General features: G+C 55.3%; 25 protein-coding genes. 12 read left to right on the top strand and 13 right to left on the bottom strand.

Annotated elements, in window-relative coordinates:
• The first annotated feature begins 169 nt into the window (after nt 1-169).
• The 9 genes from NUS69_RS11040 (at nt 170) to NUS69_RS11000 (ending at nt 10,405) form a co-directional block, all read left to right on the top strand.
• Entirely contained in the window at nt 170-349 is a 180-nt protein-coding gene (locus NUS69_RS11040; protein ID WP_055428914.1) for a hypothetical protein, read from the top strand.
• A complete protein-coding gene (locus NUS69_RS11035; RefSeq protein ID WP_258083770.1) occupies nt 346-1,965 on the top strand; it encodes a sodium/proline symporter in 1,620 nt (539 codons plus the stop codon). The genes NUS69_RS11040 and NUS69_RS11035 overlap by 4 nt, the downstream gene beginning before the upstream one ends.
• Before the next feature lie 148 nt (nt 1,966-2,113).
• Nucleotides 2,114-3,613, top strand: coding sequence for an FAD-dependent oxidoreductase (locus tag NUS69_RS11030; RefSeq protein WP_258083769.1), 1,500 nt, complete (start codon nt 2,114-2,116; stop codon nt 3,611-3,613).
• The gene (locus NUS69_RS11025; protein WP_258083768.1) at nt 3,603-4,763 is read left to right on the top strand and encodes an NAD(P)/FAD-dependent oxidoreductase; all 1,161 of its coding nucleotides are present in this window, start codon (nt 3,603-3,605) and stop codon (nt 4,761-4,763) included. Before NUS69_RS11030 ends, NUS69_RS11025 begins: the two co-directional genes overlap by 11 nt.
• A 60-nt stretch (nt 4,764-4,823) precedes the next feature.
• Entirely contained in the window at nt 4,824-5,885 is a 1,062-nt protein-coding gene (locus NUS69_RS11020) for a galactokinase (RefSeq protein WP_258083767.1), read from the top strand.
• 1 nt (nt 5,886) lies between these two features.
• A complete protein-coding gene (locus NUS69_RS11015; RefSeq protein WP_258083766.1) occupies nt 5,887-6,981 on the top strand; it encodes a polysaccharide deacetylase family protein in 1,095 nt (364 codons plus the stop codon).
• Nucleotides 6,969-8,303 carry an MFS transporter gene (locus NUS69_RS11010; RefSeq protein WP_258083765.1) on the top strand — a complete coding sequence of 445 codons (1,335 nt, stop codon included), beginning with the start codon at nt 6,969-6,971 and terminating at the stop codon, nt 8,301-8,303. Before NUS69_RS11015 ends, NUS69_RS11010 begins: the two co-directional genes overlap by 13 nt.
• Nucleotides 8,300-9,097 (top strand): PIG-L deacetylase family protein, encoded by a 798-nt coding sequence (locus tag NUS69_RS11005; RefSeq protein WP_258083764.1) that lies wholly within the window; start codon nt 8,300-8,302, stop codon nt 9,095-9,097. Before NUS69_RS11010 ends, NUS69_RS11005 begins: the two co-directional genes overlap by 4 nt.
• Nucleotides 9,098-10,405 carry a family 4 glycosyl hydrolase gene (locus NUS69_RS11000; protein WP_258083763.1) on the top strand — a complete coding sequence of 436 codons (1,308 nt, stop codon included), beginning with the start codon at nt 9,098-9,100 and terminating at the stop codon, nt 10,403-10,405. It abuts the gene before it with no gap.
• Here the strand turns inward: NUS69_RS11000 and NUS69_RS10995 are convergent.
• Nucleotides 10,402-11,655 (bottom strand): glycoside hydrolase family 1 protein, encoded by a 1,254-nt coding sequence (locus NUS69_RS10995; RefSeq protein WP_258083762.1) that lies wholly within the window; start codon nt 11,653-11,655, stop codon nt 10,402-10,404. The genes NUS69_RS11000 and NUS69_RS10995 overlap by 4 nt on opposite strands.
• Before the next feature lie 154 nt (nt 11,656-11,809).
• Between NUS69_RS10995 and NUS69_RS10990 the strand changes: the two genes are divergently transcribed.
• The gene (locus NUS69_RS10990) at nt 11,810-13,981 is read left to right on the top strand and encodes a hypothetical protein (RefSeq protein WP_258083761.1); all 2,172 of its coding nucleotides are present in this window, start codon (nt 11,810-11,812) and stop codon (nt 13,979-13,981) included.
• A gap of 2 nt (nt 13,982-13,983) precedes the next feature.
• Here NUS69_RS10990 and NUS69_RS10985 read toward each other — a convergent pair whose 3' ends face one another.
• The 10 genes from NUS69_RS10985 to pyrH form a co-directional block, all read right to left on the bottom strand.
• Nucleotides 13,984-15,252, bottom strand: a complete 1,269-nt coding sequence (locus NUS69_RS10985) for a C69 family dipeptidase (RefSeq protein WP_258083760.1) — start codon at nt 15,250-15,252, stop codon at nt 13,984-13,986.
• 102 nt (nt 15,253-15,354) lie between these two features.
• Nucleotides 15,355-15,963 carry a hypothetical protein gene (locus NUS69_RS10980; RefSeq protein WP_258083759.1) on the bottom strand — a complete coding sequence of 203 codons (609 nt, stop codon included), beginning with the start codon at nt 15,961-15,963 and terminating at the stop codon, nt 15,355-15,357.
• 4 nt (nt 15,964-15,967) lie between these two features.
• Entirely contained in the window at nt 15,968-16,684 is a 717-nt protein-coding gene (locus NUS69_RS10975; protein ID WP_258083758.1) for an RAD55 family ATPase, read from the bottom strand.
• A 98-nt stretch (nt 16,685-16,782) separates the two neighbouring features.
• Nucleotides 16,783-17,316: an RNA 2'-phosphotransferase gene (locus NUS69_RS10970; protein WP_258083757.1), complete on the bottom strand. Its 534-nt coding sequence runs from the start codon at nt 17,314-17,316 to the stop codon at nt 16,783-16,785.
• Nucleotides 17,317-17,347: 31 nt separating this feature from the next.
• A complete protein-coding gene (locus tag NUS69_RS10965) occupies nt 17,348-19,093 on the bottom strand; it encodes an endonuclease/exonuclease/phosphatase family protein (protein WP_258083756.1) in 1,746 nt (581 codons plus the stop codon).
• A gap of 68 nt (nt 19,094-19,161) precedes the next feature.
• On the bottom strand, nt 19,162-20,481 hold the full coding sequence (locus NUS69_RS10960; RefSeq protein WP_258085121.1) for an NAD(P)/FAD-dependent oxidoreductase: 1,320 nt from the start codon (nt 20,479-20,481) through the stop codon (nt 19,162-19,164).
• Nucleotides 20,482-20,541: 60 nt separating this feature from the next.
• On the bottom strand, nt 20,542-22,023 hold the full coding sequence (locus NUS69_RS10955) for a pentapeptide repeat-containing protein (RefSeq protein WP_258083755.1): 1,482 nt from the start codon (nt 22,021-22,023) through the stop codon (nt 20,542-20,544).
• Between the two features lie 18 nt (nt 22,024-22,041).
• Nucleotides 22,042-22,509 (bottom strand): putative toxin-antitoxin system toxin component, PIN family, encoded by a 468-nt coding sequence (locus tag NUS69_RS10950; protein WP_258083754.1) that lies wholly within the window; start codon nt 22,507-22,509, stop codon nt 22,042-22,044.
• A complete protein-coding gene (locus NUS69_RS10945) occupies nt 22,485-22,751 on the bottom strand; it encodes a ribbon-helix-helix domain-containing protein (protein WP_258083753.1) in 267 nt (88 codons plus the stop codon). The genes NUS69_RS10950 and NUS69_RS10945 overlap by 25 nt, the downstream gene beginning before the upstream one ends.
• A 51-nt stretch (nt 22,752-22,802) precedes the next feature.
• Nucleotides 22,803-23,480 carry a UMP kinase gene (pyrH, locus tag NUS69_RS10940; RefSeq protein ID WP_258085120.1) on the bottom strand — a complete coding sequence of 226 codons (678 nt, stop codon included), beginning with the start codon at nt 23,478-23,480 and terminating at the stop codon, nt 22,803-22,805.
• Between the two features lie 113 nt (nt 23,481-23,593).
• On the opposite strand from pyrH, the gene NUS69_RS10935 reads away from it, so the two are divergent.
• Together NUS69_RS10935 and NUS69_RS10930 are read left to right on the top strand one after the other, a co-directional pair.
• Nucleotides 23,594-23,788: a hypothetical protein gene (locus NUS69_RS10935; protein WP_258083752.1), complete on the top strand. Its 195-nt coding sequence runs from the start codon at nt 23,594-23,596 to the stop codon at nt 23,786-23,788.
• Complete coding sequence (locus NUS69_RS10930) at nt 23,778-24,221, top strand: type II toxin-antitoxin system VapC family toxin (RefSeq protein WP_258083751.1); 444 nt, start codon at nt 23,778-23,780, stop codon at nt 24,219-24,221. The genes NUS69_RS10935 and NUS69_RS10930 overlap by 11 nt, the downstream gene beginning before the upstream one ends.
• A 5-nt stretch (nt 24,222-24,226) precedes the next feature.
• On the opposite strand, the gene NUS69_RS10925 is transcribed toward NUS69_RS10930, so the two are convergent.
• Both NUS69_RS10925 and NUS69_RS10920 read right to left on the bottom strand, forming a co-directional pair.
• Entirely contained in the window at nt 24,227-25,393 is a 1,167-nt protein-coding gene (locus tag NUS69_RS10925; RefSeq protein ID WP_258083750.1) for an NAD(P)/FAD-dependent oxidoreductase, read from the bottom strand.
• Nucleotides 25,386-25,658 (bottom strand): (2Fe-2S)-binding protein, encoded by a 273-nt coding sequence (locus NUS69_RS10920; protein ID WP_258083749.1) that lies wholly within the window; start codon nt 25,656-25,658, stop codon nt 25,386-25,388. Before NUS69_RS10920 ends, NUS69_RS10925 begins: the two co-directional genes overlap by 8 nt.
• Nucleotide 25,659: the final 1 nt, after the last annotated feature.

The following is a 25,659-nucleotide window of genomic DNA, read 5'->3' as shown; positions in this document are numbered from 1 at the left end:
CTGTCATTGTTCATCAAATATGTTATTAACTGTTATCATTTGTTTGTCACAATATTCCAACATCCCGTTCCTGAGCGGGAACTGTTAAACCAATATGTTTATATTTTTATGCACCTATACTGTGGACTGATGTCCCTTAATTCACACCGATGTATCGAGGTGAAGTAAGATGGGCTTGAGTGGTTCGGCCTGGGCAACTCTGCTGGTGCCCACTCTTTTGGGAATTTTGACAATGTTGCTCTACGGCTACTGGGACAGAATAACCGGCAAGGAGTACTACGTAGACGACGAAATCCTGGCCTACGATGAAGACCTCATGACAACGCTTAGGGAGGAGGGTAAGCTATGAACGCCGGAATACTCCTCGGTTTCCTTGTCTACCTGGCTCTGCTGGCCTACATCGGCTGGTGGGCCAACAGGTACACCAAGACCGAGGACCAGTACTTCGTCGGAGGTAGAAGGGTTCACGTTTTAGCGGCCACCCTCTCAGACAAGGCCAGCGATTTCAGTGGCTGGCTGATGCTCGGCTATCCAGGGGCGGCTTTTAAGAGCGGCCTCGGTGCCTTCTGGGCGGCCATCGGCTGTCTCTTCGGTACCCTCGCCGATTACGTCCTCATTGGCCCGAGGCTGAGAATCTACGCAGGTAAATTCAGAGCCATAACCGTCCCGGACTACCTGGAGGCAAGGCTCAAGGACGACACCAAGCTGATAAGAATACTGAGCGCCCTGATAATCATTATCTTCATGACGGCTTATGTGGCCGCCCAGTTCACTGCGGGAGGCAAGACCTTCGCGGAGGGCTTCGGCATAAGCGACAACATGGGAATACTCATTACCGTCATCATACTGACGGCCTACGTCATTACCGGTGGATTCTTCGCGGTGGTGTGGACCGACGTCGTTCAGGCAATGTTCATGCTGCTGACGCTGATTATAGTCCCCTTCCTTGCGCTGTCAAAGGTGGGCGGCTTTGAGAGGGCCACGGAGATAATAGCCTCAGCTGACCCAACGAAGCTCCACCCCTTCGGCGGAGCAACCGGCTGGGCGGCGATAATCTTCGCCATCGGCTACGCCTCATGGATAGTCGGCTACCTCGGCCAGCCCCACATAGTCACCCGTTACATGAGCGTTGAAGACCCGAGGAAGCTTAGGAGGCCGGGCATATTCATCAGCGGCACATGGACGATACTCGTCCTCTGGGGAGCGTTCTTTGCAGGATTCCTTGGATTCGCCATGTATCAGGCCGGAATACTGCAGGTCAGCGACCCGGAGAAGGTCATCCCCGCCATGGCGGTTGAGCTCATGCCGAGCTGGCTTGCGGGCTTCGTCATAGCGGGCATAATCTCGGCGGTCATGAGTACGGCAGATTCACAGCTCCTCGTCGCTTCCTCGGCCATAGCGAGGGACTTCTACCACAAGGTTCTCGGCAAGGAGCTCGGGAAGAAGCAGATGGTCAACATATCGAGGCTCGTCGTTGCCGGTGTTGCCCTCGTCGGCCTCTGGTTCGCCATAAGCGGCCCGAAGGTCATCTACCAGATGGTAGCTACCGCCTGGGGCGGCCTCGCGGTCGGCTTCGGTCCAATACTCACCCTGAGCCTTTGGTGGAAGAGGGCCACCAAGGAGGGGGCAATAGTCGGAATGGCCTACGGCCTCATCAGCGAGGTTCTGCTTGAGGCCAAGGTGTACGGCTGGGCATTCAACCCGGACGCTCCGGGCTTCTTTGGAACAATTGGTGGCTGGTTCAACGGCATACCGGTGTTCTTCATCAACTTCTTCGTGACGCTGGTAGTCATAATAATCGTCAGCCTCCTCACCAAGCCGCCGGAGGACGTCGTCAAGCTCCACGAGGAGATATTCAGAAAGGTTCCCATCGAGGGAACCGGCAAGAAGACCATCACCGAGACCAGGGCCAAGAGTCAGGTTGAGAACGTCGCCGAGTTCGTCCTCGCCAAGGGGCTCGCCTGACCCCCTCTCCCTTTTCTCTGCCATTTCTTACGTTATTCCGAGTCTTAAAAGACTAACCTATGGTTTTAAACCATTTTTGGCCAACCTAACGTTTATAAGCATCTCCGTTCACATATGAACGTACGTCAAAGTTTTTTGAGGTGGGAGCATGAGACCGCTCGACCTGACCGAGAAAGACCCTTCTAGAAGGGTTACGATCTACTTTGAAGGTCAGCCCCTGGAGGCCTACGAAGGGGAAAAGCTCACCGTTGCCCTCCTGGCCAACGGGATATACTGGCTTACCACCAGCACGGAGGGCAGGAAGAGGGGGGCGTTCACCTTCGGCCCGGTTCCGGTTGTTCTCAACGGGGTCAAGAACGTCAACGGGAGGAAGACCAAGGTCAAGGACGGCATGAGGATAGAGCGCCAGAACTATGGAGAGTTCCAGGAAACTGTGGAGATCGACGAGGGCAGGCCCGTGGAGAGGCTGGTCGTGGACGTTGCAGTCATTGGCGGAGGGCCTTCAGGGATAGGTGCCGTACTTGAGGTTCAGGAGCACCTAACCGCGGCAATAATCGAGGAAAAGGGCTGGCTCGGAGGGGACCTGTGGCTCAAGGGCCTGCCCCGGGAGGGGTTCGGTGACCCGAAGAAGGCCGTTAAAGAGCTCACCGGAAAGTTCAATGAAAACGTCAGGGTGTTCAAAGGTACGATAGCCCTCGGCGTCTTCGACAAGGGCGAGTATTTCCTGGTGCCGATAGTTACCGGGAAGAACCAGCTCATCGAGCTGATGGCCAAGCGCGTGGTCTTAGCAACTGGTGCTGTTGACAACATCCTCCTCTTCGAGAACAACGAGTTCCCGGGTGTTTTCAGACGTGATTTCGCCCTTGAGGTCATGAACGTCTGGGGTGTCGCCCCGGGAAGGAAAGTAGCAGTGGTCGGCAGCAGGCCCGAGGACATAGTCCCGGAACTGGAGCGCTGGGGAATTGAGTACGTGATAGTGCCCAATCCAAAGCGCGTCGAAGGGGGCGAGAGAGTCGAGAGGCTCATCGACATGAACGGGCACGTTTACGAGGTTGACGCTGTCATCGTCTCCGACGGGAGAAGGCCGGACATCAACCCGATAACCCAGGCCGGCGGGAAGCTGAAGTTCAAGCGCGGCTACTACATACCCGTCCTCGACTCCCAGCACAGGATACGCGACGGCATATACGTCGCCGGAAGTGCGGTTTCCATAAAGCCGCACTACGCGAACTACCTTGAGGGAAGGCTTGTTGGAGCGTACATTCTCAGGGAGTTCGGCTTTGATTCAAACCCGTGCCTTTACGAAGAAAAGCTGAAGGAGTACGAACCGATTCCTATGGTGGTCCACAGGATACCCTTCGAGAGCTTCAACCTTGAGGATGTCCAGATATGTGGCTGCGACGTTTCCCTGAAGAAGGTTGATGACGTGGTCAGGAGCGGGATAACAGACCTGCAGATAATCAAGCGCTTAACACACCTCGCTATGGGCTTCTGCCAGGGGCGCTTCTGTCTCTTCAACGGGGCAGTGGTGGTCTCGCAGAGAACGGGCTCAGATATGAGCCGCATCGACCTTCCTGTGGCCAGGCCGCCGCTGAAGAACGTCAGGATGAAGGTCACCGCCGAGGGGGTGAAGGAATATGCCGAGTAAAGAGCTCCCCGGGAGGAGTGAGATAGTCATCATCGGCGGGGGAATCGTCGGCGTAACCCTCGCCCACGAGCTTGCCAAGCGCGGTGAGGAGGTCACGGTAATAGAGAAGCGCTTCATCGGTTCCGGCTCGACCTTCCGCTGTGGGACGGGAATAAGGCAGCAGTTCAACGATGAAGCCAACGTCCAGGTCATGAAGCGCTCCGTTGAGCTGTGGAAGCGCTATAGCGAGGAGTACGGCTTCTCCTTCGAGCAGACCGGCTACCTCTTCCTGCTCTACGACGACGAGGAGGTTGCCGAGTTCAAGGAGAACATAGCGATACAGAACCGCTTTGGCGTTCCCACGAGGCTCATAACGCCGGAGGAGGCAAAGGAGATAGTACCGCTCATCGATATCAGCGAGGTTATCGCCGCTTCCTGGAACCCCACCGACGGAAAGGCAGACCCGTTCTATGCCACGGCCGCCTTTGCCCTCAACGCCGAGCGCTTTGGCGCCAAGCTCGTCGAGTACACCGAGGTCAAGGACTTCATAGTTGAAAACGGTGAAATTAAAGGCCTGAAGACGAGCAGGGGAGTCATAAAGACGGGCATCGTTGTAAACGCCACCAACGCCTGGGCCAAGCTCATCAACGCGATGGCCGGGATAAAGACCCACATTCCGATAGAGCCCTACAAGCACCAGGCGGTGATAACCCAGCCCATCAGGAAAGGGGCCATCAAGCCGATGGTCATCTCCTTCAAGTACGGGCACGCATACCTCACCCAGACGGCCCACGGCGGCATCGTTGGAGGCGTTGGTTACGAGCTCGGGCCAACCTACGACCTCAGCCCGACCTACGAGTTCCTGCGCGAGGTGAGCTACTACTTCACCAAGATAGTTCCCGCCCTGAGGGAGCTCCTCATACTGAGGACGTGGGCGGGCTACTACGCCAAAACGCCCGACAGCAACCCGGCGATAGGAAAGATCGAGGAGCTGAGCGACTACTACATAGCGGCAGGCTTTTCCGGACACGGCTTCATGATGGCGCCGGCTGTGGCAGAGATGGTGGCAGACCTCATAACCAGGGGAAGAACCAGCCTACCCGTTGAATGGTACGACCCGTACCGCTTTGAAAGGGGAGAACTCCGCGGACAGGCCCTCCAGATGGGCTGAGGCTTTCTCTTTTCTCGCTAATCTTAAATATTTTCGAGTCTAACACCTCTGGGTGGAATCATGTACCGCGTTGATTCTCCCGGAAGGGTCAATTTGATCGGGGAGCACACGGACTACGCGCTCGGCTACGTCATGCCGATGGCTATAGACCTCTACACGGTTCTGCACGCCCAGAAGAACGAGAGGGTTAGAGTTTACTCCCAGATTTTCCGGGAGGTCAGGGAGTTCGGCCTCGATGAAATCAGAAAAGCCAGCGACTGGGCGGACTACGTCAGGGGGATATTCTGGGTTCTGAGGGAGGAAGGTCACCCCATAGGGGGAATGAAAGGAATCCTGGGTGGAGACCTGCCGATAGGCTCCGGACTGAGCTCCTCGGCGAGCCTTGAGCTGACCGTTTTAGCCTTTCTCAACGAGGCCTATGAGCTGAACCTCCTACCGGTGGAGATGGCGCTTCTTGCCCAGAGGGCGGAGAACGAGTTTGTCGGTGTGCCCTGCGGCATACTCGACCAGTTCGCGGTCGTCCACGGAAAGGAGGGGCATGTGATATTCCTCGACACTGACACCCTGGAGCACGAGTACATCAGGTTTCCGAAGGATGTGCAGGCTCTGGTGTTCTATACAGGCGTCAAACGGGAACTCGCTGGTTCAGCCTATGCGGAGAGGAGGAAGGTCGCGGAGGAGACCCTCAGGTTCCTCGGAAGGAGAACCTCCAAGGAGGTCGAGGATAGCGACCTCAGAAGCCTTCCCTCACTCTACCGGCGCTTCTTCGGCTACATAGTTAGAGAAAACAGGCGCGTCCTTGAGGCGAGGGACGCACTGAGGAGCGGCGATATTGGAACCTTCGGCGAGCTGATGACGGCCTCGCACTGGGATCTCGCCAGAAACTACGAGGTGTCAAGTGAGGAGCTGGACTTCTTCGTAAGAAGGGCGGTTGAACTCGGAGCCTACGGTGCCAAGCTGACCGGTGCCGGCTTTGGCGGGTCGGCAGTGGCCATAGTGCCCGGGGATCTGGCCCTAGATATAGCGATGAGGATCACCGATGAGTACATAAGGCACTTCAACTGGGAGCCGGATTACCACCTCGTCAGCCCGAGCGATGGGGTAAGCGTGAGGAGGGTCTGAGTTGATATCTCTCCTCCTCCACGGCAACCTCCAGTACGCGGAGATACCAAAGGTGGAGATAGGAAGGGTCATCGAGAAGGCCTACTTGCCTGTTCTCTCGGCGCTCCTTAAAAGGGAGATTCCCTTCGCCCTCAACGTCACGGGTTTTACTCTCGGACTCCTTCCAAGGGAAGTGCTGGGGCTCCTACGCGACGGTATCGAATCGGGGCTGATAGAGGTAACCGGAACCGCCTACAGCCACGCGATACTGCCCCTACTGAGCCTCGACCGGGTTGAGGCCCAGGTGAAGAGGGACAGGGAGGTAAAGGAGACCCTCCTCGAAGTCTCCCCGAGGCTCTTCTTCCCGCCGGAACTGGCCTACGACCCGGTCCTGCCGGCAGTACTGCGGGACAACGGCTATAGCGAAGTCTTCGTTGACGGCGAGGCTTTAATCCTCTCCAGCCACCTCAACAGGGCGGTGAAGCCGGTGAAGCCCCTCTACCCCCACCTCATCAAGGCCCAGAGGGGGGAGGGCAACAGGTACGTCAACTACCTCCTCGGCCTGAGGGAGCTGAAAAAGTCGCTGGAACTCGTCTTTCCGGGCAAGGTGACCCTCGAAGCGGTTAAGGAGATCGAGGCGATACCGGTGTGGGTGAACGTTAACACCGTTGTCATGCTCGGTGCCGGAAGGTTCCCATTGATGAATCCGGGAAAGGCCGCGAAGTGGCTGGAAAACCTCGACGACATCATCCTCTACGGCACCGACATAGAGTTCCTAGGCTACCGTTCCTTGGCTGACTACCTGATAACCGTCGATTCTTTCCTTGAGGTCTTCGACGCCCTGGGGAGGGAGGTAAGGCTCCCAAGCGAGCTCCCCCACTCCGGAAGGAGGCTCTACCTGAGGACTTCGAGCTGGACTCCGGACAAAAACCTCGCCATATGGAGCCTCGACGACGGCAACGCCAGGCTGAACTTTCTTTCGCGGAATTTGAGGGGAGAGAAAGCATTTCTAGCAGAGAACAGCGATGCGAGGGGATGGGAACCGCTCCCGGAGAGGAGGCTCGACGCGTTTAGGGCCATCTACGAAGCCTGGAGGGGTGGTGAATGGGAAACCTGAGAAACAGGCTCTCCATACTCCTTCTCGTCCTGATGGCGGCCTTCCTGATGGCCGACCAGAACCTCCTGCCACCGAACTACCAACAGATAATGGCCGAGTTCGGGATAAGCGAGACCCAGATGGGGCTTGTCTCGACGATATTCGTCGCAACGAGCGCCCTGATAACGATAGTCTGGGGTTTTCTCTCCGACATCAAGGGGAGGAAGAAGCTCCTCGTCGTGGGCGTTCTCCTCGGTGAGATACCCTGCTTCCTGACTGCCTTCGTCAACAGCTACTACGAGCTTCTCCTCATGCGGCTCTTCACGGGGATTGGAGTTGGCTCGATAATCCCGATAGGATACTCCCTCATAGCAGATATGTTCCCGAGCGAGGAGCGCGGAAAGGGCTACGCCTTCATACAGACCGCCTTCGGCTTCGGAACCCTCTTCGGAATGATAATGGCCGGCCTGATAGGGAGCTGGAGGCTCCCCTTCATCCTCGCATCGGTTCCAAACTTCATACTGGCTCCCCTATTCTACGTGATAGCGGAGGAGCCCAAGAGGGGGGCCGGAGAGGAGGAAGTCAGAAAGCTCATCGAGCGCGGTGTGGAGTACACCTACCGGCTGAGCTGGGAGGCCGTTAGAAAGTCCTTCAGGACGAAGACGAACCTCCTCATCTTCCTCCAGGGCCTGGCCGGGACCGTCCCCTGGGGCGTCCTCATGTACTGGCTGGTCTCGTTCCTCATAGTGACGAGGGGAATGGCGAAGGAGACAGCCACCTTCGTTCTGCTGATCCTCGGAATAGCGACCGTGATAGGAACCCTCGTCGGAGGTTACGTGGGGGACTACTTCGAGAGGAGAAGCCCCGGCGGCAGGGCACTGGTAACGGGGATAGCGGTCTTTCTCGGAATGATAGCGGCGATCGGGGTCATAGTTTACCCGCTCCCATCGGAGCTCTCCTTCGGGGGCTGGCTCGCACTGACGGTCTACTCGATACTCTTCCTCCAGCTCGTCAGCTTCGCGGGGCCGAACGTTACGGCAATAATCTCCCAGGTGAACCTGCCCGAGGACAGGGGGACGGTCTTTGGAGTGTTTAACATCATAGACAACGTCGGAAAGGCCCTCGGGCCTCTCTTCGGCGGCTTCCTAATCGAGGCGCTCAGGAGTGCCGGCTACACCAACGCCCAGGCCTACGAGTACACGCTCGTAATAGGCTCGCTCTTCTGGACGCTCTGCGCCCTCGTGTGGTTCTGGATAAGGCATCAGTATCCAAAGGACAGGGAGGAGGTCAGGGAGATACTCAGGAGACGTGCCGAGGAGCTCTTGGGAGGTGTGCCCGGATGAAGCCCCTTCTCCTTGCCCGGGCCAAGCTCAGAGGGGTTTCCCCCGGCGAGTTCAGGGCGCTCTTGAAGGAAACCTTAGGCTTCGACGTGGAGAGGCCCTTTGATAGCGTTACGAGAATCCTCTGCGTCCAGCCGCATCCAGACGACTGCGAGCTCGCCGTTGGTGGAACCCTGGCGAAGCTCTCACGGGAGGGAAGGGGGATAACATACCTCACACTAACGGACGGCTCGGCCGGGAGCAGGGAGATTCCGCCAGGGGAGCTGAGGGAAATCAGGAGAAAGGAACAGGAGAGGGCGGCCGAGATAATAGGCGTCAAGAAACTTCTCTGGCTCGACTATCCGGATACTAGACTGCCCTACAGCGGGGAGGTGAGGAACGAAATCCTCAAAATAATCCGCTCGGAAAGGCCAGACCTCGTCCTCGCCCCCGACCCCTGGCTGGCCTACGACGTGCACCCCGACCACAGGAACGCGGGGCTCTTAACCGGGGAGGCGGCCTTCTTCTCCGCCCTTCCGAGCGTCGGGGAGGGGGAGCCGTGGGAGGTGAGGCTCCTCGGCTTCTACTACACGGACAACCCGAACCACGTTGAGGACGTCGACGCTTTCCTCAAGCTCAAGCTGAAGGCTCTGAAGGCCCACGAGAGCCAGTTCAAAAGCGAGTGGAACTCGTGGGAGGTCTTCGTGAAGAGCGTTGCCAGGTTCTACGGCGAGATGGCGGGCTTCAAATACGGCGAGGGGCTGAGAGTTCTCCCAACGGTTCTCTTCCACGCCAACCCGCTCGCGGGGGTGCTGTGAATGAGGATAGCCTTCATCGGAGCTGGGAGCATATTCACCCCCCTCGGCCTCTACACGATAGCCACGAGCGAGGTTCTGAGAAACGCGGACGTTTACCTCGTAGAGATAGACGACGAGCGGAGGAAGTTCATAACGGCCCTGGCAGAGAAGATAAAGAAGACCTTCAAAGCTGACTTCACCGTCACACCCCTTGAGAGCGTCGAGGGGCTCAAGAAGTACAGCATCGATTACGCGGTCATCTCGGTCGAGAAGGAGCGGTACGAACGCTGGAGGCTGGACTTCGAGATCCCCCATAAGTACGGGGTAATGCAGGTTCTCGGGGAGAACGGGGGCTTGGGGGGTCTGGCCCACACGCTCCGCGTCGTCCCGCTGGTTCTGGAGATAGCGAAAAGGATAGAGGACGTTAACAGAGACGCACGGGTCTTCATCTACTCCAACCCCGAGCCGAGGGTGACCTACGCGGTTCTGAACTACACGGGATTAAAAAACGTCTACGGCCTCTGCACCGGTTACCTTGAGAGGAAGGAGATGCTGGCCCCCCTGATGAAGGCCGACGAGAGGGAGATAAGCCTCATCGCGGCTGGCCTGAACCACTTCACCTGGATAAAGGAGCTCCGCGTGAAGGATGAGGATGCCTACCCAAGGCTCGACGAGGCACTAAGGAGAAGGCCGGACTTCGAACCCCTGAGTCAGCTTCTTTACCGGACGTACGGCCTCTTCCCCTCGCCTGACGACAACCACATAGGGGAGTACCTAAACTTCGCCTGGCACCTGATTCCGGAGGAGAGGAAGGGGCTGAAGTGGATAGAGAGAACCAAGAAGGAGGGGGATGAGGTAAGGAGACTGCTGAGGCTCTTCCTCCGTGGTCTCGTCCCGAAGTTCGCCTTCAACCGCTTCATCAAGTTCCCCGACGTTGCCATGAACGTCGTTGAGGGGCTTGAAGGCAGGGGAAAGCTTCAGGAGGCTATAAACGTTCCCAACAGGGGCTACATCGACCTGCCGGAAGGCACGATAGTAGAGGTTCCGGCGGAGGTCTCGCCAAGGGGCATAAAACCGCTCCGCGTCGAGCTCCCGAGGGAGGCTCTGGTTCCCCTCAGGGTTCAGGCGGAAATCCAGAGACTATCGGCGGAGGCAGCGGCGGAAGGAAACGTGGAGAAGGTGATAAAAGCGGTGCTTCTCGACCCAGTTGTTCACGACGCCGAGGTGGGACTGAAGGCCATGGCCGAGCTGATGAGGGCGCATCTTGACATGATGCCCCAGTTCGGGGAGGACGACGTTGAGGTGATAGAAGGCTGGCTGAGGGCCTAAACCTCCACAAGTCCGTACCTTTCGAGCAGTTCGTCACTTACTTCTCCACTCCTTGCGATTTCACCGTAGACGTAGGCGCTCCTCCTCGGTTTTCTCTCGAAGGTCTTGTAGTCCACCTCTATGAGTCCAAAACGCGGCCTGAAGCCTTCAGCCCACTCGTAGTTGTCTATCAGCGACCAGTAAAAGTAGCCCCTAACGTCGATGCCCTCTCTCAAAGCTTTGTGGACGTACTGGAGGTGCTGGATTATGAACTCGATGCGCCACTCGTCGTCGAGCGTCGCTATGCCGTTCTCGGTGACGTAGAGCGGAAGGCCATAGGATGAAAAGGCCTTCAGTCCCTCATAGATGCCCCTCGGATAGACGCTCCAGCCCATGTCGGTTTTCCTGCTCATGTCGGCGTCCTCGACGGCGAAGCGTTTGAGAGGGTTTCTTAAGGCTCTGACCTTCATGATGTTGTAGTAGTTCATCCCGAGCCAGTCGAGGCCGCTCGCTGGAACGTCGAAGGTCCTCATGAATCCCCTGAATTTTCCAGTCACGATTCCGTCCAGCATGGAACGGTTGAAGGTGTAGTCTATCTCTTCTGTCGCTTTCCTGTCCCTCTCAGAATCGCTCGCCGGAATGAAGTGGGGCCTGTTCTTCACTATCCCGACCCTAAACTTACCGTGAAGAATCTCGTAGGCGATGGCGTGGGCTTTGATGAGATTTGCCACGACCTTCTCGGCCTTCAGCGGGTTCTTCCTAAAGGGTGGCCACATTCCCTCGACGTATGAGGCAACGACGTAGACCATGGGCTCGTTGAAGGTCGCCACCAGCTCAACGCCCTCGATGTTGTCCGCTATCAGCTCAACGTAGCCCCTCCAGTGCTCAAGATTGTCTTCCCTTTCGAAGCCACCCTTGATGGCGAACCACGTGGGCAGGGTGAAGTGGTGGAGTGTGAGCATTGGGATAATCCCGTTCTCTCTGAGCAGGTCGATTATCCCCTGGTAGCGCATTAACGCCTCCTCGTTTGGCCTTCCCTCCTCTGGGAAAATGCGACCCCATTCGATAGAAAAGCGATAGGCTTTATAGCCCAGCTCCGCCATCAGCTCGATGTCCTTCTCATACAGCTCCCAGGAGTTGCAGGCCCTTCCTGCCGGGGGAAGCTTTCCCCTTTCGGCCCAGTACCACCAGTCGCTCCAGACGTTGTTGCCCTCAATCTGGTAGGACGATGTTGCCGTCCCGAAGAGAAATCCGTCCGGAAACCTGAGCATCTTACTCCCCTACCCAGATCTGTCCAGGCATATTAATAAGTTTCCGACGCATATATTGAGCAAAGTTAATATGACGTACGGCAAAGGCAGTTGCAAGGTTTCGTTTTTCTGTGGAGAAATGCTGGAAGTGGCAAACGTGAAAAAAGGTTCGTTAGTGGTGGTTGTTCTTGCCACCCTGGTGATTGTGGCCCCGTTCGTGGAGGCCGATTTTGACCCGCCCGGTCAGCCAGCGGTTCAGGTAAACGTGTATTTTATAGGCATGTCACTGAGCGAGGATATGGACGACGGGGCGAACGGATACGCGGACATAATCGGCACGTATAAGGTCACGCACAGCGGGCACAGCACCAAAGACGGAAAAATCGACATGTTCTACTACGACTGGGACACGCTGAAGGGCCAGAATGGCTACATAAAAAAGCGGCTGCTCTACAGCCACAAGGAATGCTCTCCGCTAAAGCCGATAACTGTTGAGGTCAGCATGGAGGAGCACAACACCATTTTTTCAAACACACAGCTCGGTTCGGGTTCCATAACGGTAACAAAGCCCGGAGTATATGAGATAAAGCTGGACAAGGGGAAGGCACTCATAGAGGTCAAGGTGACCCCCGCGGTTCTGTATTCCGAAAAATGCTCCTACTTCTACGACCAGCCCTCCAGCTACGCAAGCAGTCTGGTATCAAGCTCCGGCGGCTACATCTACGACTGGCAGCTTGCAAACATGATAAATATGTGGATAGCCAACAGGACGGGCTACGCGAACATGGTCTTCATCTTCAACCAGTGCTTTGGCGGAGGAATGATTGACGACCTCAAAGAAAAGCTGAAGGGGACTGGAGATGCGGCATTCTTGAGCGCCTCCAAGCACGATGAGCCAGCATGGGGGCTTGCTGATGGATACACACCGGCCAGCTGGCCCGAAATGGGGAAAAGGGGATTCAAAAAGCCGGAAGGTTACTACCCCAAGGAAGTTGGGGAAGAATTAGCGAGAACGGGTAAGGATGCCCCAACGATGAAAGAGATTGCCAAAAGGGCAGAGCAGCAGGATTCACGAGGCCCCTATGGTTTGGGCTTCAAGGAGACCCCCCAGTACACCTCGATCGGGAATGGCGACAGCATAAAGATAGGGAAGAAGGCTGACGGCTCGGACGTGGCGAGCAAACATGCCATACTCTTTGCCGGAGACGCAAACAGAAGAAGGCACTGGAACAACCTCCAGAGGATGTACGACGCCCTCAAGAAGCAGGGCTTCACCGACGGAGACATCATAGTGCTCGCGGGTGATGGGAAAACAACCCCCTGGGGCTCCAGCGTTCCGAACTACGTGGACGGACTGGGAACAAAGAAGGCCCTCTATGAGGCGATTGTGAACGTCAGCAAAAAGATGAACAAAAACGAGCAGCTCGTGTTCTGGGTGTCGGATCACGGGAACAGGGAGAGGATAGAGCTCTCCATGCTCAAGGACATCGTTGACCCGGTGAAAATTCCCGTTCCGCCGAAAAAGACTGCAAAAAGTCCGGAGCAGATTTCATGGGACCTTGATGAGGAGTTCCTGGAAGTCCTCAGGATGTCCCCGGACAACCAGCCTTACGTGAGCATACTCGTTGAGGCGACGCCGGAGGTCATGGAATACGGGGAAAAGATGTTTGGCAACGTGGTGCTCTACGTGAACGGTAAAAGACTTGAGCTTGCCTTTGTTGAGCCCATCATTGCATACGATGGGGAGCCTGATCTGGATGCCTTCGAACTCGTTTACTACGTGGATGAGGGGATTCTCGGGGAGGAAAACCTCGTTGAGGTCGGGTGGTCCGGAGATCCGGAGATGTTCATCAAGTACTCAATAACCGGGCTCATGATAAGCACGGGGGGCGTGAATGAGTTTGAGTACCCCGGAGACGAGGACGTTCCACGCTACGAGCCGACACTCTTTGACCGCCTAAGGGACTATGTGGACGTTTACAACGAAAACCTGGAAGAAATGCCCGGATTCATCGGAATGCTGGCCGGCAACGAGAGGATTGCGCTGGAGATTGCCCTGGATAACGGCAGCGTTCTTAACATCGGCATCGTCACATCCGATGGCAGGATAACCGAGTTTTCGGAGGGTAAACTCGAAGACCCAACCCTGAGGGTGTGGACCGACGAGAGCACAGTCAACGCTATCCTTGACTCGGACGATCCGGCGGGAAGTGCGTTCTATGCCCTCAAGCGCGGACACATTAGGTACTCGGGCGTTGGGACGATAAAGAAGCTCAGGGTTGCAGGGGTAAAGGTCATCGTGAGGATTTACCGCATCGCCGAGGTTATAGGAGATATCGTGGGGTGAGACTACAGTTCCAGCCCCGCCCCCTCGTTGACCTTTTTCCAAGCCCTGCCGAAGAGGAATGGAAGCCTTCCGGGCCTCACGATCTTCTCCCACCTTTCGAGGAGCCTTGCCTCTTCCCTGAAGGCCCACTCCGTTAAAGCTTTCATATCCCCGGGAGTTTTCTCGACCTCCCGCGCCCTCTCTATTATCTCGGCCTGCAGTCTATCCCTCTCGCGGGAGAAGTCCTCGATGTAGCTCCGGTAGTTCGTCAGGAACCTCCTGTGGAAGGCTTCGAAGCGCCACCAGTATGCCTCGGGATCGTAGCGGTCGGTGGGTTCCTTTCCGAGGTCCGGAAGGCCGCCCTCTAAGCTCACCGGCTTGAAGATGCTCAGGCAGGGGTTTGATGTGCCCGTGAACCAGTGGAGGCCCTTTCCAAGCTCGGAAACCTGGGAAGAGGCAGTCTGGGATGGCCTCGTTAGGCCGCCGTAGTGCATGCATATGTCTCTCATCGAGCCCTTCTCCGGGCGGTAGGGCTCAAAGGAGTGGGAGCGAAGAAGGGACATCATGTATTCGAGCGTTATCTCGCCCTCCCTCTCCTTTAGTTTTGCCAGTGTGAAGGCCCTCCTCTTCTTCCCATGGGCGAAGTGGGTGTAAAACCTGTCCGAGAAGTGTTTCGCGAAGCTGAAGGAGCCATTTCTCGCGAGGGCCTCTATTCTTTCCGATGCCATGTCCCAGTCATTCCCAATCGTGAGGGCGTTGGAGATGGAATAGACCCCCTCGATTTTCTTTGCCGCCCATTCCTTTCCAACGGTCTCAAGAACCCAGGCCTCTTTTGGGTCGGCTATTATGAAAGAGCTGAAGTAGTAGAGCTTGTGGCTCTTGCTCCCGTTTCCACCTTGCAAACCTCGCTCAACGATGCCAGTTATGAACTCCAAAGCATCTTTCGCGCTCTTTGTCCTCTCAAGTGCCAAACGTATCATGTCCATTCCGGTTATTCCCTTCTCCGGTACCTTGACCTTCGTGAAGACTGCCGTGTTGCCTATCGCCAGCTCGAACTCGTTTACGCCCATCTCAGCGCCCCACATCCACCAGGGACGGGAGAGGATTACCGCGTAGGTCTCCTTCACCTGCGGAAAGTCCACGTAGGTTAACCTGACCTTCTCCTCCTCGGGTTTAGTTCGCGGTATGAACTCAAGTATCTGGGCCTCGTTCGGCTCGCGGTCGCTGTTCTTGGCGAAGAGAGTTATTCCTTCCTTGGTGGCCTCGGGAGTAGCCACGAGAATATCGCACATGCTTCCACCCGTGAACTTTTTGGAGAGAATATATAATAGGGTTTCCCCGTGGGAAATACCAACAATATATTCCCAACGCCCCTACAAAACAGATTACTGGATTCAGAGTGCATTCGGCGGGCCGTTTATGGATACCCTCCCCCCTTCTATTTCAAATTCACAGAAGCCTGTGCTTCCTTTTGGAGATTTCTTTACACGCATTACAAGGATCACTTTGAAGCCCTTTACTATTTCAGTGATATCGATGATGTGCGTGGCGAGGTTCTCAAACACGGCCATATCCCTTTCGTCCACATTGCGCTTGTCCACAGTCATTATCAGGATAATCTTTTTCTTCTGGACGGTGCTGACGAGGTCCTCCATGAACATGTAAACCGCCTCTCTGGGACGAAGAAGGAAGAGGACATCGAGGCGGATGGCGACCAAAACCGAGCCTTCCGGAAGCTCTCTGATGTGATGAAGTATTTCATAAAGGCGCTCTGCGTGGACGTCCTCTCCCAGAACCATCACCTCGGTACCCTCTGCAGGAAGGACTCTTTTTTCTGAGGCCCCCTTTGGGAGAATTATGGAGACGTTCCGCTTTTCCCTGTTATTCAAAATGACCTCTGAAAGCAACTCGACCCCGAGGCTTCCCACGGTCTCTATAAGGAAAACATCCCCTTCCCTGACCTCACCCATAACCCTGTCGAGTTTAGGGATACCCAGGAGCATGAAATCACCTTGCGTAAAGGCTCTCAGAAGAATACACCTCTATCCCCCTGCTGGTAAAGCCGTATGGCCTTATGTCTTCATCAAATGCACTGCCCCTGAACTTGAGGATCTGTATTCCCCTCACAGCCCGCCCCTTGACACCATACCTTCTAAGTTCGATCACGCCGCTGGTAAGGTAGTCCTCCACATCGGGAGTCCCGCCCAAAATGCTTGAGGTTATTATGACCGTCACATCGTGGTGCATAAATACCTTCAGGAACTCCAGGAATGCCTTCCGATACTCAAGCTCATTCTTTGCGGTCAGTCTCAGCATTGTTATGGGATCCACAGCGACCCTGCGGATGTTGTTCTCGCGTATTTTTTCCTCCACCGCAGCGGACAGCCTTTCAAAACCCTGGGCAAATTTTTCATAGTATACGTCCTCGAATATATGCGTCTTTTTGCCCACCGGGGTCGCGTCAATCCCATGGAAAAGGGGATCGTCCAGGCGAAAGCCAAACGCCCGCATGTCCCTCTCAATAAGGACAAGGGGCTCCTCAAAGGTTATGTAGAGCACGTTTTCTCCGTTTCTCACCCCTTCCATAAGGAACTGAATGGAAAGGGTCGTCTTTCCGAGCCCGGGTTCTCCCCTAACGAGATACGCCCTTCCAGAGATTAACCCGCCGTTCAACATCTTGTCAAGTCCGGGTATCCCCGTGGATACCCTCTCAACATCCACCATTAACCACCGGAGGGGTTTTCTATGTTGTCATATATAAAGATTTTCCAGCCGATATAAAAAATTCCAACGTCTTTTTATGGAATTCTGTTCAAAAGCATTCACAAAACTATGCACTCCGGTGGAACTTTTTTCACAATACGCACATTCCTTCCGGCTTTGTAGACCACCAGGCCCCTTTTTCTCAGACACTCAGCATCTATAATTAAAATAACAACGTCCCTCCCGTGCCTCCTGCCGGTTTCGATGGCCTCGCTCCTGCTCGTGCTCAGATGGACGAACTGTCTCCTCATGGGCTTAAGCCCCTCCCTCAGAATCAGCTCAAGGTTCCTCCTCGGCGTGCCGTGGTAGAGGATTCTTGACTCCCTGTCCTCCTCATGATTGAGCCTTACTTCAAAGCTGTGGCCGTAGCGGGCGCGGATTCTATCTCCTCTAATCCCGTAGCGCCCCTTCGGATCATTCTCAACAATCTCCCTTACGAGCTCCTCCGTAACGCCGGGATAGACCGTCCGGAGCGCCCCGATTAACTCGTCAAGCGGGACGAAGCCCTCCATATCCGGCCTGAGCCCAAACTCCTCCGGCGAGTGGCGCAGTATGTACGCCATCAGCCTGCTGACCTTAACCCGCGACGGCATGGAGAAAAGTTGGGGAAGAAAATAAAAAACCTCACCGCAGTTCGATGAGCGCCCACACCGGCCTGTGGTCTGACACTAGAACATCGCAGAGGCAGCCATAGTCCCTGACCCTCGCCGGCCAGTCCTTTTTGAGCAGGATATAGTCGATGTTCTCCTTATCGACCACCCCGTTGCGCTCCCAGAGGAAAGTGTAGGGCGGTCTCTCGGGGAAGGCGTCGCGGTAGTCGCGTGTGAGTATCTCTATTGCCCTCTCGTAAGGCTCGGCGTTGGTGTCGCCCGCTATTATTTGAGCCACTGGTGAAGCCTCGGCGAACTTTAGCAGTTCTTCCGCCTGCATCGCGCGCTCTTCCTCGCTCAGCCCCATGTGGACGTTCACTATGGTGAGCCCAAGCTCATCCACGGAGACCTTCTGGGCCGGCCTCACCTGGCCGACGCTCTCAAGGTTGAGCTCGCCAACGGTATTCATGTGCCAGTGTGAGAAGACCGCTATACCGTATGTTCCCTCAACGGCCGGCTTGTACTCGTAGGCGTAGCCGAGGTGGGCCGAGACGAAGAGGGGCACGTCCTGGTAGGCGTTTGCTATCATTCCTCCCACAACTTCCTGGCCAAGCCAGATGTCAGGCCTCTGCTCTGACAAGAGATTAACCAGTTCGTAGCCGTTGAAGGTTCCGTCGTAGGGGCCGAAACCCTGGTGGACGTTGTAGGTCCAGATCAGGACGTCTTTTTTGGCCTCTGCATAGGTCGGCCCCGCATTGAAGAGCGCCAGAACGATGACAGAGGCAAGGGCCAAGCCAGCAAAGGGGCCGGCGACCTCCCTTGTGCTTGGAAGTTTGACTTCCACCTTTTTCCCGTAGGCGGAGAGAACATAGATCATCGAGGCAGCTAAAATAAGGGCCTCAAGCCTGTCCTCCATGAAGGGCAGACCGATGTCCCTGCCGACGTAGGCGCCGATAGCGAGCGTAGCGACGAGGAACAGATAGAAGGCCCCGATGACTCCCCCTCTGCTCCCCTTCGCGCTCTCGACGAGGGCAATGGTTGAGGCCAGAGCCATCGGAAGGCCGAACAGCGATAGCGGCTTGAGGAAGAGCGTTGCCGAGCCGATTATGAGGAGCACCATGGCCATTCCCGGCTTTCTCGCGAGATACGGCCCCAAGAGAAGGGCCAAAGCAATGACGAAGGCGAAGCCTATGAACTGGGGCAGATAGTAGACCGCCATTCCAGAATAGCGCATCACCGCGTTGGGGTAGATGAGTCCAAGCTCAAGCAGAGCGGCGAAGGCGTAGAGGCCAAAGCCCGGCTTCTTGAGGGTTCCGGGTTCCTTCCAGAGGGCGTAGGCTCCCAGGAACAGGAAGAGCGCCAGGATAACCCTCGTGTAGGGGAAGTCAGCCGGCTCGGCTCCGACCGCCAAGACGCGGAGGCTCAGGTCAGCGACGAGTCCCATGGTTAGGTATTTGATGTCAAGCTCCTTGACGAGGGCCAGAGCGACCGGCAGGGCGAAGGCCGCCACGAGGTGCGTGTATTCGGTTGCATCGGTTATCAGAACGGCTATTGCGTAGGCCGCTATTAGGGCTGCGCCGGCCTTTCTGCTCATCCTTCCGACGAGGAACGCAGCGAGAAGGAGCAGGAGGATTCCAAGCCCGGAGGGAAAGTTCATCCCGTAGAAGAAAGTCTTTTCGAGGCTTGAGTATGCCCCTGCCACAAAGATTCGGAGGGATGAAGCCAGCAGGACGCCGGTTCCGAGACCAAGCAGTATTCTATTCCGATCATCGCCCTTCATACCATCACCTAACCCCCAAGTTCACGGGGGTAAACTTAAAGTTTGCTGAAAAGTGGAGGGAGAAGCCATCAGCGGAGCTTTCTAAGGGCCATCTCGGCGGCGATGCTTATCGGGTCGATGGTCGGGCTCACCGGCGGGGCATAGGCTGTCTCAAGGTAAACGACGTCCTCAACGGTCGCCCCTTTCTGGGCCAAAGCCGAGAGCGTCATTATCCTGCCCCACACCCTTTCCCCGCCGACTATCTGGGCGCCGATGAGCTTTCTATCGGACTTCCTGAAGATGACCTTGACCGTTATGGGCTTCCCGCCGGGGTAGTATTCCGGCTTCGTTGAGCCCTTGAACTTTCCGACGGCTATCTCGATGCCCCCTTTCTTTGCCCTCTCCTCCGTTATTCCGAAGGTGCCTATTTCGAGGCCAAAGAGCTCGGTTATGGCAGTGTTGAAGACCGGCCTGAAGGCGACGTCCTTTCCGGCTATGTGTTCCGCCGCGACCTTGGCCATTCTGACGGCGCTCGTTCCAAGCTGGCTGAGGGTTCTCTCGCCGGTCACGCCATCGACTACCTCGGCGCAGTCACCTATCGCGTAGATGTCAGGGTCGCTCGTCTGGAGATGCTCGTTAACTACTATGCCCCAGTGCACCTCAAGGCCTGCCGCCTTTGCGAGGTCGACGTTTGCCCTGACGCCGGTGGCGACGAGAACTAGGTCTGCCGGAACTTCCTCGTCGCCTATTCTAACAGCCCTGACCGGACTGCCGACTATCTCGCTCACACCAACGCCGAAGCGGAAGGAAACGCCGTTGGCTTCCATCTCCTTCTGGACGAGCTTGGCGGTGTCTCTGTCGAGCATCGTCGGCATGAGCCTGTCCATGAGCTCTACCACTAAAACCTCCATGCCGAGCTTCGCGAAGGCTTCAGCTCCCTCAAGGCCGATTAAGCCGGCGCCTATCACAACGGCCTTCTTCGGCTTCCTCTCGGCGATGTAGGCCTTGATTCTGCGCACGTCGTCGAGGCTCTTGAGCGTGAAAACCCCCTTGTTCTCGACGCCCTTTATCGGCGGGACGAAGGCCTTCGAGCCCACAGCTAAGACAAGCTTGTCGTAGGGGACTTCACCCTTGTCGGTTATGACGACCTTCCTCCCGCGGTCTATTGCCTTAACCTCGGTGCCGAGCATGAGCTTTATCTTCTGCTTCTCATAGAACTCGTTCGGGAAGACTATTACATCCTCCGGCTTCTCTATCGTGCCGCTTATCACGTGCGGCAGGGCGCAGGGGGAGTACTGCATGGTCTCCTCCTTTCCGATGACAACTATTTCGGCCTTTCTGTCGAGCTTGCGCATGAAGAGCGCGAAGTTGCTTCCCGCTGTGCCAGAACCGATGACGACGACTTTCATGAACACCACCGGAGAGAGAAGGGGGAAGAGGTATAAAAAGTTGGCTTTAACCGAAGGTTGTCAGCGCATCCACTTACGGGCTATGACGGCGACGATGAGCGCCATGAAGACGGCTCCAGTTAGGGCTTCGAGAGCGCTGAGCGCTTTGAGCCAGCCTGTTGGGTGCATGTCGCCATAACCGAGGGTCGTGAAGGTGACGAGGGAGTAATAGAGGGCGTTGGCAAAGCGGACAAGGGCATTTGAAGTTTCTGGGAATCCATAAATCTGATGGCTCCAAATAGTGTATGGGACTGCATTTCCAACTATTATTCCCATCACAAGGGCAAGGAGACGTCTCCAGGCAGTGCCATAATTAGAAGGAAAATCTCCAAGGACCCACTCACCAAAATTAATTAATAATGCCCATAAGGTAGCCCTCAATCCTCGAGCTTTAGCTTGTTGAAGTCTAATCTTTCTCCGAGCACGCATCTCTACAACAAACATTTGATCTGCTTCATCGCGCTTTCCTTCTTTTTCAAAGCTCAACCGTTGAACTCTTGCAGCCTCTCTAAGAGAGTAGTAATATGTAAGAGAGTCACGACAAAACAGTGCTTTTATCTGATCCTCGATATCTTTAATAACATCTTTTTTGCCGGAAGGGGTTACGAGACTAATTCCTTGCCTAAAATCGCAGTTAGCAAAACTCACCAGACCATAAAACATGGGCCAGGTAGCTATATCGTTTTTCTGAGCAAAAAGAGCCGTTCTCTCGAAAATAACTTGATCAAAGATAACGTCTCCCCAAAATCGTGAGCCCACAAATATTGATGTTTTTTTGAAGAGAGCGCCAGTAAAATCAGCAACTGTTATCCTTATGTCCTCGTTTAGAGCTTTCTTAAAGAGTTCACTACTGCCAAAAACTGCATTAAAGAACCTCGTAAGACCATCAAAAGTTGTCATTTCAAACTTAGCCAGTTTTTTAAATTTGGCTGAATCAAACGACACATTAATCAATGTTGCCCCATTGAACTCCGCTCTTCCTGAAAACACGGCCAATTGAAACCACACGTTTTTCAGGGTTGCATTGTTAAAATAGGCCCTGCCTTTGAAGTGCGTCTTTCTAAAAACCGGTTTCCTACCCTCAAAACTCATGGTGATATTTTCAAAGTGTGCCTCTTTCTCAAAGGTGGCACTATAAAACGATATATGCCCAAACACAGCATCGTCAAATCTCACATCTTCTTTAAAAACAGCTCCTCTAAAGTCAAAGCAGTCATCTCTAGTACAGAAGTTTTTCTTAGAATCTCCTATGGGAACCTTAATCGGCTTCTGGGGGACATCAGGAAAAACAAACCCTTTTGCATCTATCGGCTTTTCAAAAACAAGAACTTTCTGTTTCCTGCCATCTACCTCTCTTTCCTCAATTTTTGGTTTAAACGTACCAAAAAACTTTTCCCAAAATTCTCTCGCCTCCTCCTCACTCTTGTTCGGCTTGTGGAAAATGCAGTACTCTTGATTCTTAGTCTCGGGATCGCAGTTCCCAAAGCGTTCCATCCTGCACATGGACGCCCACTAATCGAACTACTCCTTGAAGCTTTTATCCCTTTCGACAAACTCAAGGAACTCGGCCGGCGTTAGAATTAGAAACTCGTGCCTGTTCAGAACGAATTTTCTACTCTCGTCTCTCAGCTTCAGCACGTGCCTCTTGTCGAGGCTTATCAGAAAATCAGCCCTGGCCGAATACACGGCGTCAAAAAACTTATCGTCATCTGGATCAGACGAAACCTCAAAATGCTCGGCCGGCTCGACGAGGATTGACGAGGCCCGAAATATCCTGTAAACCCAAAGGGCATAAACCCTGCTCTCAAGGTATTTGAGAACCTTCTCGCTCGTCAGCTTGAAGCGTAGCTCCTCAAGTATCGCCTCCGAGGTGTAGGATAGAACCCTCTTCCCGATAATCAAGTCCATAACCTTCCCAGAGCTCCCGAAGGGATTTATCGCGGCCGTTATGACAACGTTGGTGTCTAGGACGACCTTGAACGCTTCCATTCCTCGTCCACTTCCTCAAGGAGCTTTTCGATTTCCTCTTCCGGCGGAACTTTCCGCTCCCTCGCGAGGAGCTTGTAGGTCTCCCAGAGCTCTTCGGGGGACTCGTAGTGAAGGAGAAAGAACCTTACAGCCTCCTTGATGAGCTCGCTTCTGCTTGAGAACTCACCGCTCTTCACGAGCTCGTCGATTTCCCGCATTAGGCCCTGAGGAAAACGGACTGAAATCTTCTCGGTGGTGGACATTCAATCACCGTGGGACAATAGTCGGACAAAATATATAAGGGTTGCGAGGACTCAAGGCTCAACCACAGTCCCGTTATGCCTGCCCTTGACCACGTCGAAGAGGTGGTAGGCGTCCTTCTTGCCCACGATGTAGGTCCTTATCCTGCCGCGCTGGATGAACTTGGCAGCTAAGGCATCGACGACGCCGCTTCCTCCCGCTTTGCTCTCGGCCTGCATCGCTATCTCAACGAGCTGGTCAACGGTTATCCTGTCGAGCTTCTTCGCGTTCGGGTTCTTTCTGGGGTCAGAGTCGTAGACGCCGTCGACGTTGGTGACGACCACCAGAAGGTCGGCCTGCAGGTACTCGGCGAGCAGGGCAGAGACGGCATCTGTGGTATGGCCCGGATGCGTTCCGCCCATTATCGGTATCTTCTTGAGCTGGATGACCTCCCAGGCCTTACGGAAGTCCTGGATGACGAAGGGATAGGCCTTCTCGCCCAGGGCCGCTATGAGGAGCATCGCGTTGGCGCGGGTGATGTGTATGCCGATGTAGTCCTTGAAAGTCTCGTTGGGCGTGAAGCTCTTCGCGGCCTTGATGTACTTTCTGGCAACCTTTCCGCCGCCGACTACCACCGCCACCTCGTGATCCTCGCTTATCTTGATGAGCTCGTAAGCCATCTTGCCGATAAAATCAACGTCCGGGTCGTCGGGAACGAGAACCGATCCGCCTATATCGAAGACTATCCTCATGATGACCCTCACGATGCTAATCGAGGCCCCTTTATAACCTTTTTCTTGCCTTTAAACTGTCAAACTCCGAAAACATTATCAACATTGAGAGCGAACCTATGCCGGTGTGAAAAATGGAGATCACAATACGGGTGCGAGTCCCGGAGGGAACCGACAGGAAAACAATCGGCGAGCTGGTCGAAATCTTCACCCGGGCACAGGCCCTAAAATCTCTGGCGATGGGGAGAAAAAGCGTGGAGAGGGAAAAGGCCTCGTGGAGGGAACTCCGTGAGTACCTTGAGGAGTACCGCGACCTTGGTGGACAGTAGCGTATTGCTGAACCTGATTTTTGAGACCGAGCTAACGGAAGAGGCCTTGAGACTCATCTCGCTCTCGGAATACCCCGCTGTTTCTGAGACCGTCATTGATGAATGCGTTTACGTAACTCTGCGGAGAAACGCTTCAAAGCTTGGAGTTAAGAATATCCACGATCTCAAACGATTCCTGAAGACGGAGCAGGGGAAAACCATCCTCCAGAAATCAACGGAGAAAGTGCTGTCATTCATCGCCAGCTATCGGATGGAGGTTGTCAAAGATCCCGACATATTCCTTGCACTCAGCATTGCCGAAAAGTACGGCCTTTTACTCCACGACGCAAAGATAATCGGCTCCATGATCGAAAATGGAATAACAAAGCTTGCAACTCTTGATAAAGACTTCCAGGGAATCCCAATAATTGAGCTCCTCAAAGTGGAAGAATAAAAAGCTCATCCAATCTGGAATGCCGAGCTCCTCAGCTCGCCGCGCTCGAAGCGGTACGGGTCGTACCACTCCCAATCGAGCGGAACCTTCGACCGGCCCTTTGAAATCAGCTCGGCCATCGCTTGAGCCACCGCTGGGGCCATCATGAAGCCGTGCCCGCTGAAGCCTGCCGCTATGTAGAAGTTTTCGAGGAGCTTTCCAATGGCGGGATTGCTGTCCGGCGTCTTTGCGTAGAAGCCCGCCCATTGCCTGACGACGTGAGCGTAGCGGAGCGGCGGGGCGATTCTGACGGCATAGCTGAGAACGCCGCGAAGGAAATCATAGGTCGGCTCATAGTCATCGAGGCTCTTGGCCTTGTGCTCTATCCCGGCACCGCAGATTATTCCGCCGTCCTCCCCGTCCTGGATTATGTAGGCGTCGTTCCAGCTCGGGGGACAGACCAGCGGCTCGGCCTGGCCGGGTTCGAGCGGCTCGGTTTTGACGAGCTGGTGTTTGTAGGCAGTGATGGGTATGAGGTCTCTGCTGAGGCCGGCCATCTCGTTAATGATGGGCGCCCATGCGTTGGCCGCGTTCAGAACGGCGTCAACCTTAACGCTCTCGACCTTTCCGTTGCTCCTGAACTTCAGGGCGGTTATGGCATCACCCTCGCGCTCGAAGCCTATAACCTCGGTGTGCTCCCTCGCGTCAACGCCGAGCTCCTTAGCACGGAAGAGGTAGGCGAAGAGCGTCTTGAAGGGGTTCGCCTTGCCGTCCTTCGGGTTCCATGCTCCAGCTGGGAAAGGCTCGGTGTTGAGGATGGGCACTATCTCCTTCGCTTCCTCCATATCGATGAGCCTCGTTGGAACACCGAATCTGTTCTGGAGCCTTATGTTGGCCTTAAACGCCTCAACTTCATCCTCGCTCGTCGCGAGGAACAGATATCCGGTCTGCTTGAAGTTTATATCGAAGCCGAGCTCCTCCTCAAGCCCTTCCCACCTCTCAACGGAGTACCTCATCAGCCTGATGTTTGCCTCGTCAGTGAACTGGGCGCGGATTCCGGTGGCACAGCGGAAGGTCGAGCCGGAGCCGAAGTAATTCTTCTCGAAGAGGATTACCTCTTCCCCGAGCTTGGCCAGCTCGTAGGCGGTGGCAACGCCTATTATCCCACCGCCGATTACGGCGATTTTACTCATCGGCACCACCCACTATGACCTCTACGCGAACGGGTCGAATCGGAACCCTCGCCTTCGGAAGCGGTATCTCCTCCTGCCTCCTTCCGGTCTTTCTGGCCAGTATGCCGAGGACTATTGGGATGCACGTCCTTCCCTGGCAGGGGCCCATTCCTATGCGGAGAAGCCTCTTGAGCTCCTCGATGTCGGTGACGCCGGAATCGATGAGCGCCTCGACTTCCTCAACGGTGACGTCGTTACAGCGGCAGACGATTTTCTTTCCCCCCATC

Source organism: Thermococcus thermotolerans (assembly GCF_024707485.1).
Classification (GTDB): domain Archaea; phylum Methanobacteriota_B; class Thermococci; order Thermococcales; family Thermococcaceae; genus Thermococcus; species Thermococcus thermotolerans.
This window is presented reverse-complemented; position numbering and strand designations above follow the sequence as displayed.

Coding starts and splice junctions, on each gene's coding strand:
- NUS69_RS11040 (WP_055428914.1), top strand. CDS start 170: ATGGGCTTGAGTGGTTCGGCCTGGGCAACTCTGCTGGTGCCCACTCTT.
- NUS69_RS11035 (WP_258083770.1), top strand. CDS start 346: ATGAACGCCGGAATACTCCTCGGTTTCCTTGTCTACCTGGCTCTGCTG.
- NUS69_RS11030 (WP_258083769.1), top strand. CDS start 2,114: ATGAGACCGCTCGACCTGACCGAGAAAGACCCTTCTAGAAGGGTTACG.
- NUS69_RS11025 (WP_258083768.1), top strand. CDS start 3,603: ATGCCGAGTAAAGAGCTCCCCGGGAGGAGTGAGATAGTCATCATCGGC.
- NUS69_RS11020 (WP_258083767.1), top strand. CDS start 4,824: ATGTACCGCGTTGATTCTCCCGGAAGGGTCAATTTGATCGGGGAGCAC.
- NUS69_RS11010 (WP_258083765.1), top strand. CDS start 6,969: ATGGGAAACCTGAGAAACAGGCTCTCCATACTCCTTCTCGTCCTGATG.
- NUS69_RS11005 (WP_258083764.1), top strand. CDS start 8,300: ATGAAGCCCCTTCTCCTTGCCCGGGCCAAGCTCAGAGGGGTTTCCCCC.
- NUS69_RS11000 (WP_258083763.1), top strand. CDS start 9,098: ATGAGGATAGCCTTCATCGGAGCTGGGAGCATATTCACCCCCCTCGGC.
- NUS69_RS10995 (WP_258083762.1), bottom strand. CDS start 11,655: ATGCTCAGGTTTCCGGACGGATTTCTCTTCGGGACGGCAACATCGTCC.
- NUS69_RS10985 (WP_258083760.1), bottom strand. CDS start 15,252: ATGTGCGATATTCTCGTGGCTACTCCCGAGGCCACCAAGGAAGGAATA.
- NUS69_RS10980 (WP_258083759.1), bottom strand. CDS start 15,963: ATGCTCCTGGGTATCCCTAAACTCGACAGGGTTATGGGTGAGGTCAGG.
- NUS69_RS10975 (WP_258083758.1), bottom strand. CDS start 16,684: ATGGTGGATGTTGAGAGGGTATCCACGGGGATACCCGGACTTGACAAG.
- NUS69_RS10970 (WP_258083757.1), bottom strand. CDS start 17,316: ATGCCGTCGCGGGTTAAGGTCAGCAGGCTGATGGCGTACATACTGCGC.
- NUS69_RS10965 (WP_258083756.1), bottom strand. CDS start 19,093: ATGAAGGGCGATGATCGGAATAGAATACTGCTTGGTCTCGGAACCGGC.
- NUS69_RS10960 (WP_258085121.1), bottom strand. CDS start 20,481: ATGAAAGTCGTCGTCATCGGTTCTGGCACAGCGGGAAGCAACTTCGCG.
- NUS69_RS10955 (WP_258083755.1), bottom strand. CDS start 22,023: ATGTGCAGGATGGAACGCTTTGGGAACTGCGATCCCGAGACTAAGAAT.
- NUS69_RS10950 (WP_258083754.1), bottom strand. CDS start 22,509: ATGGAAGCGTTCAAGGTCGTCCTAGACACCAACGTTGTCATAACGGCC.
- NUS69_RS10945 (WP_258083753.1), bottom strand. CDS start 22,751: ATGTCCACCACCGAGAAGATTTCAGTCCGTTTTCCTCAGGGCCTAATG.
- pyrH (WP_258085120.1), bottom strand. CDS start 23,480: ATGAGGATAGTCTTCGATATAGGCGGATCGGTTCTCGTTCCCGACGAC.
- NUS69_RS10935 (WP_258083752.1), top strand. CDS start 23,594: ATGGAGATCACAATACGGGTGCGAGTCCCGGAGGGAACCGACAGGAAA.
- NUS69_RS10925 (WP_258083750.1), bottom strand. CDS start 25,393: ATGAGTAAAATCGCCGTAATCGGCGGTGGGATAATAGGCGTTGCCACC.
- NUS69_RS10920 (WP_258083749.1), bottom strand. CDS start 25,658: ATGGGGGGAAAGAAAATCGTCTGCCGCTGTAACGACGTCACCGTTGAG.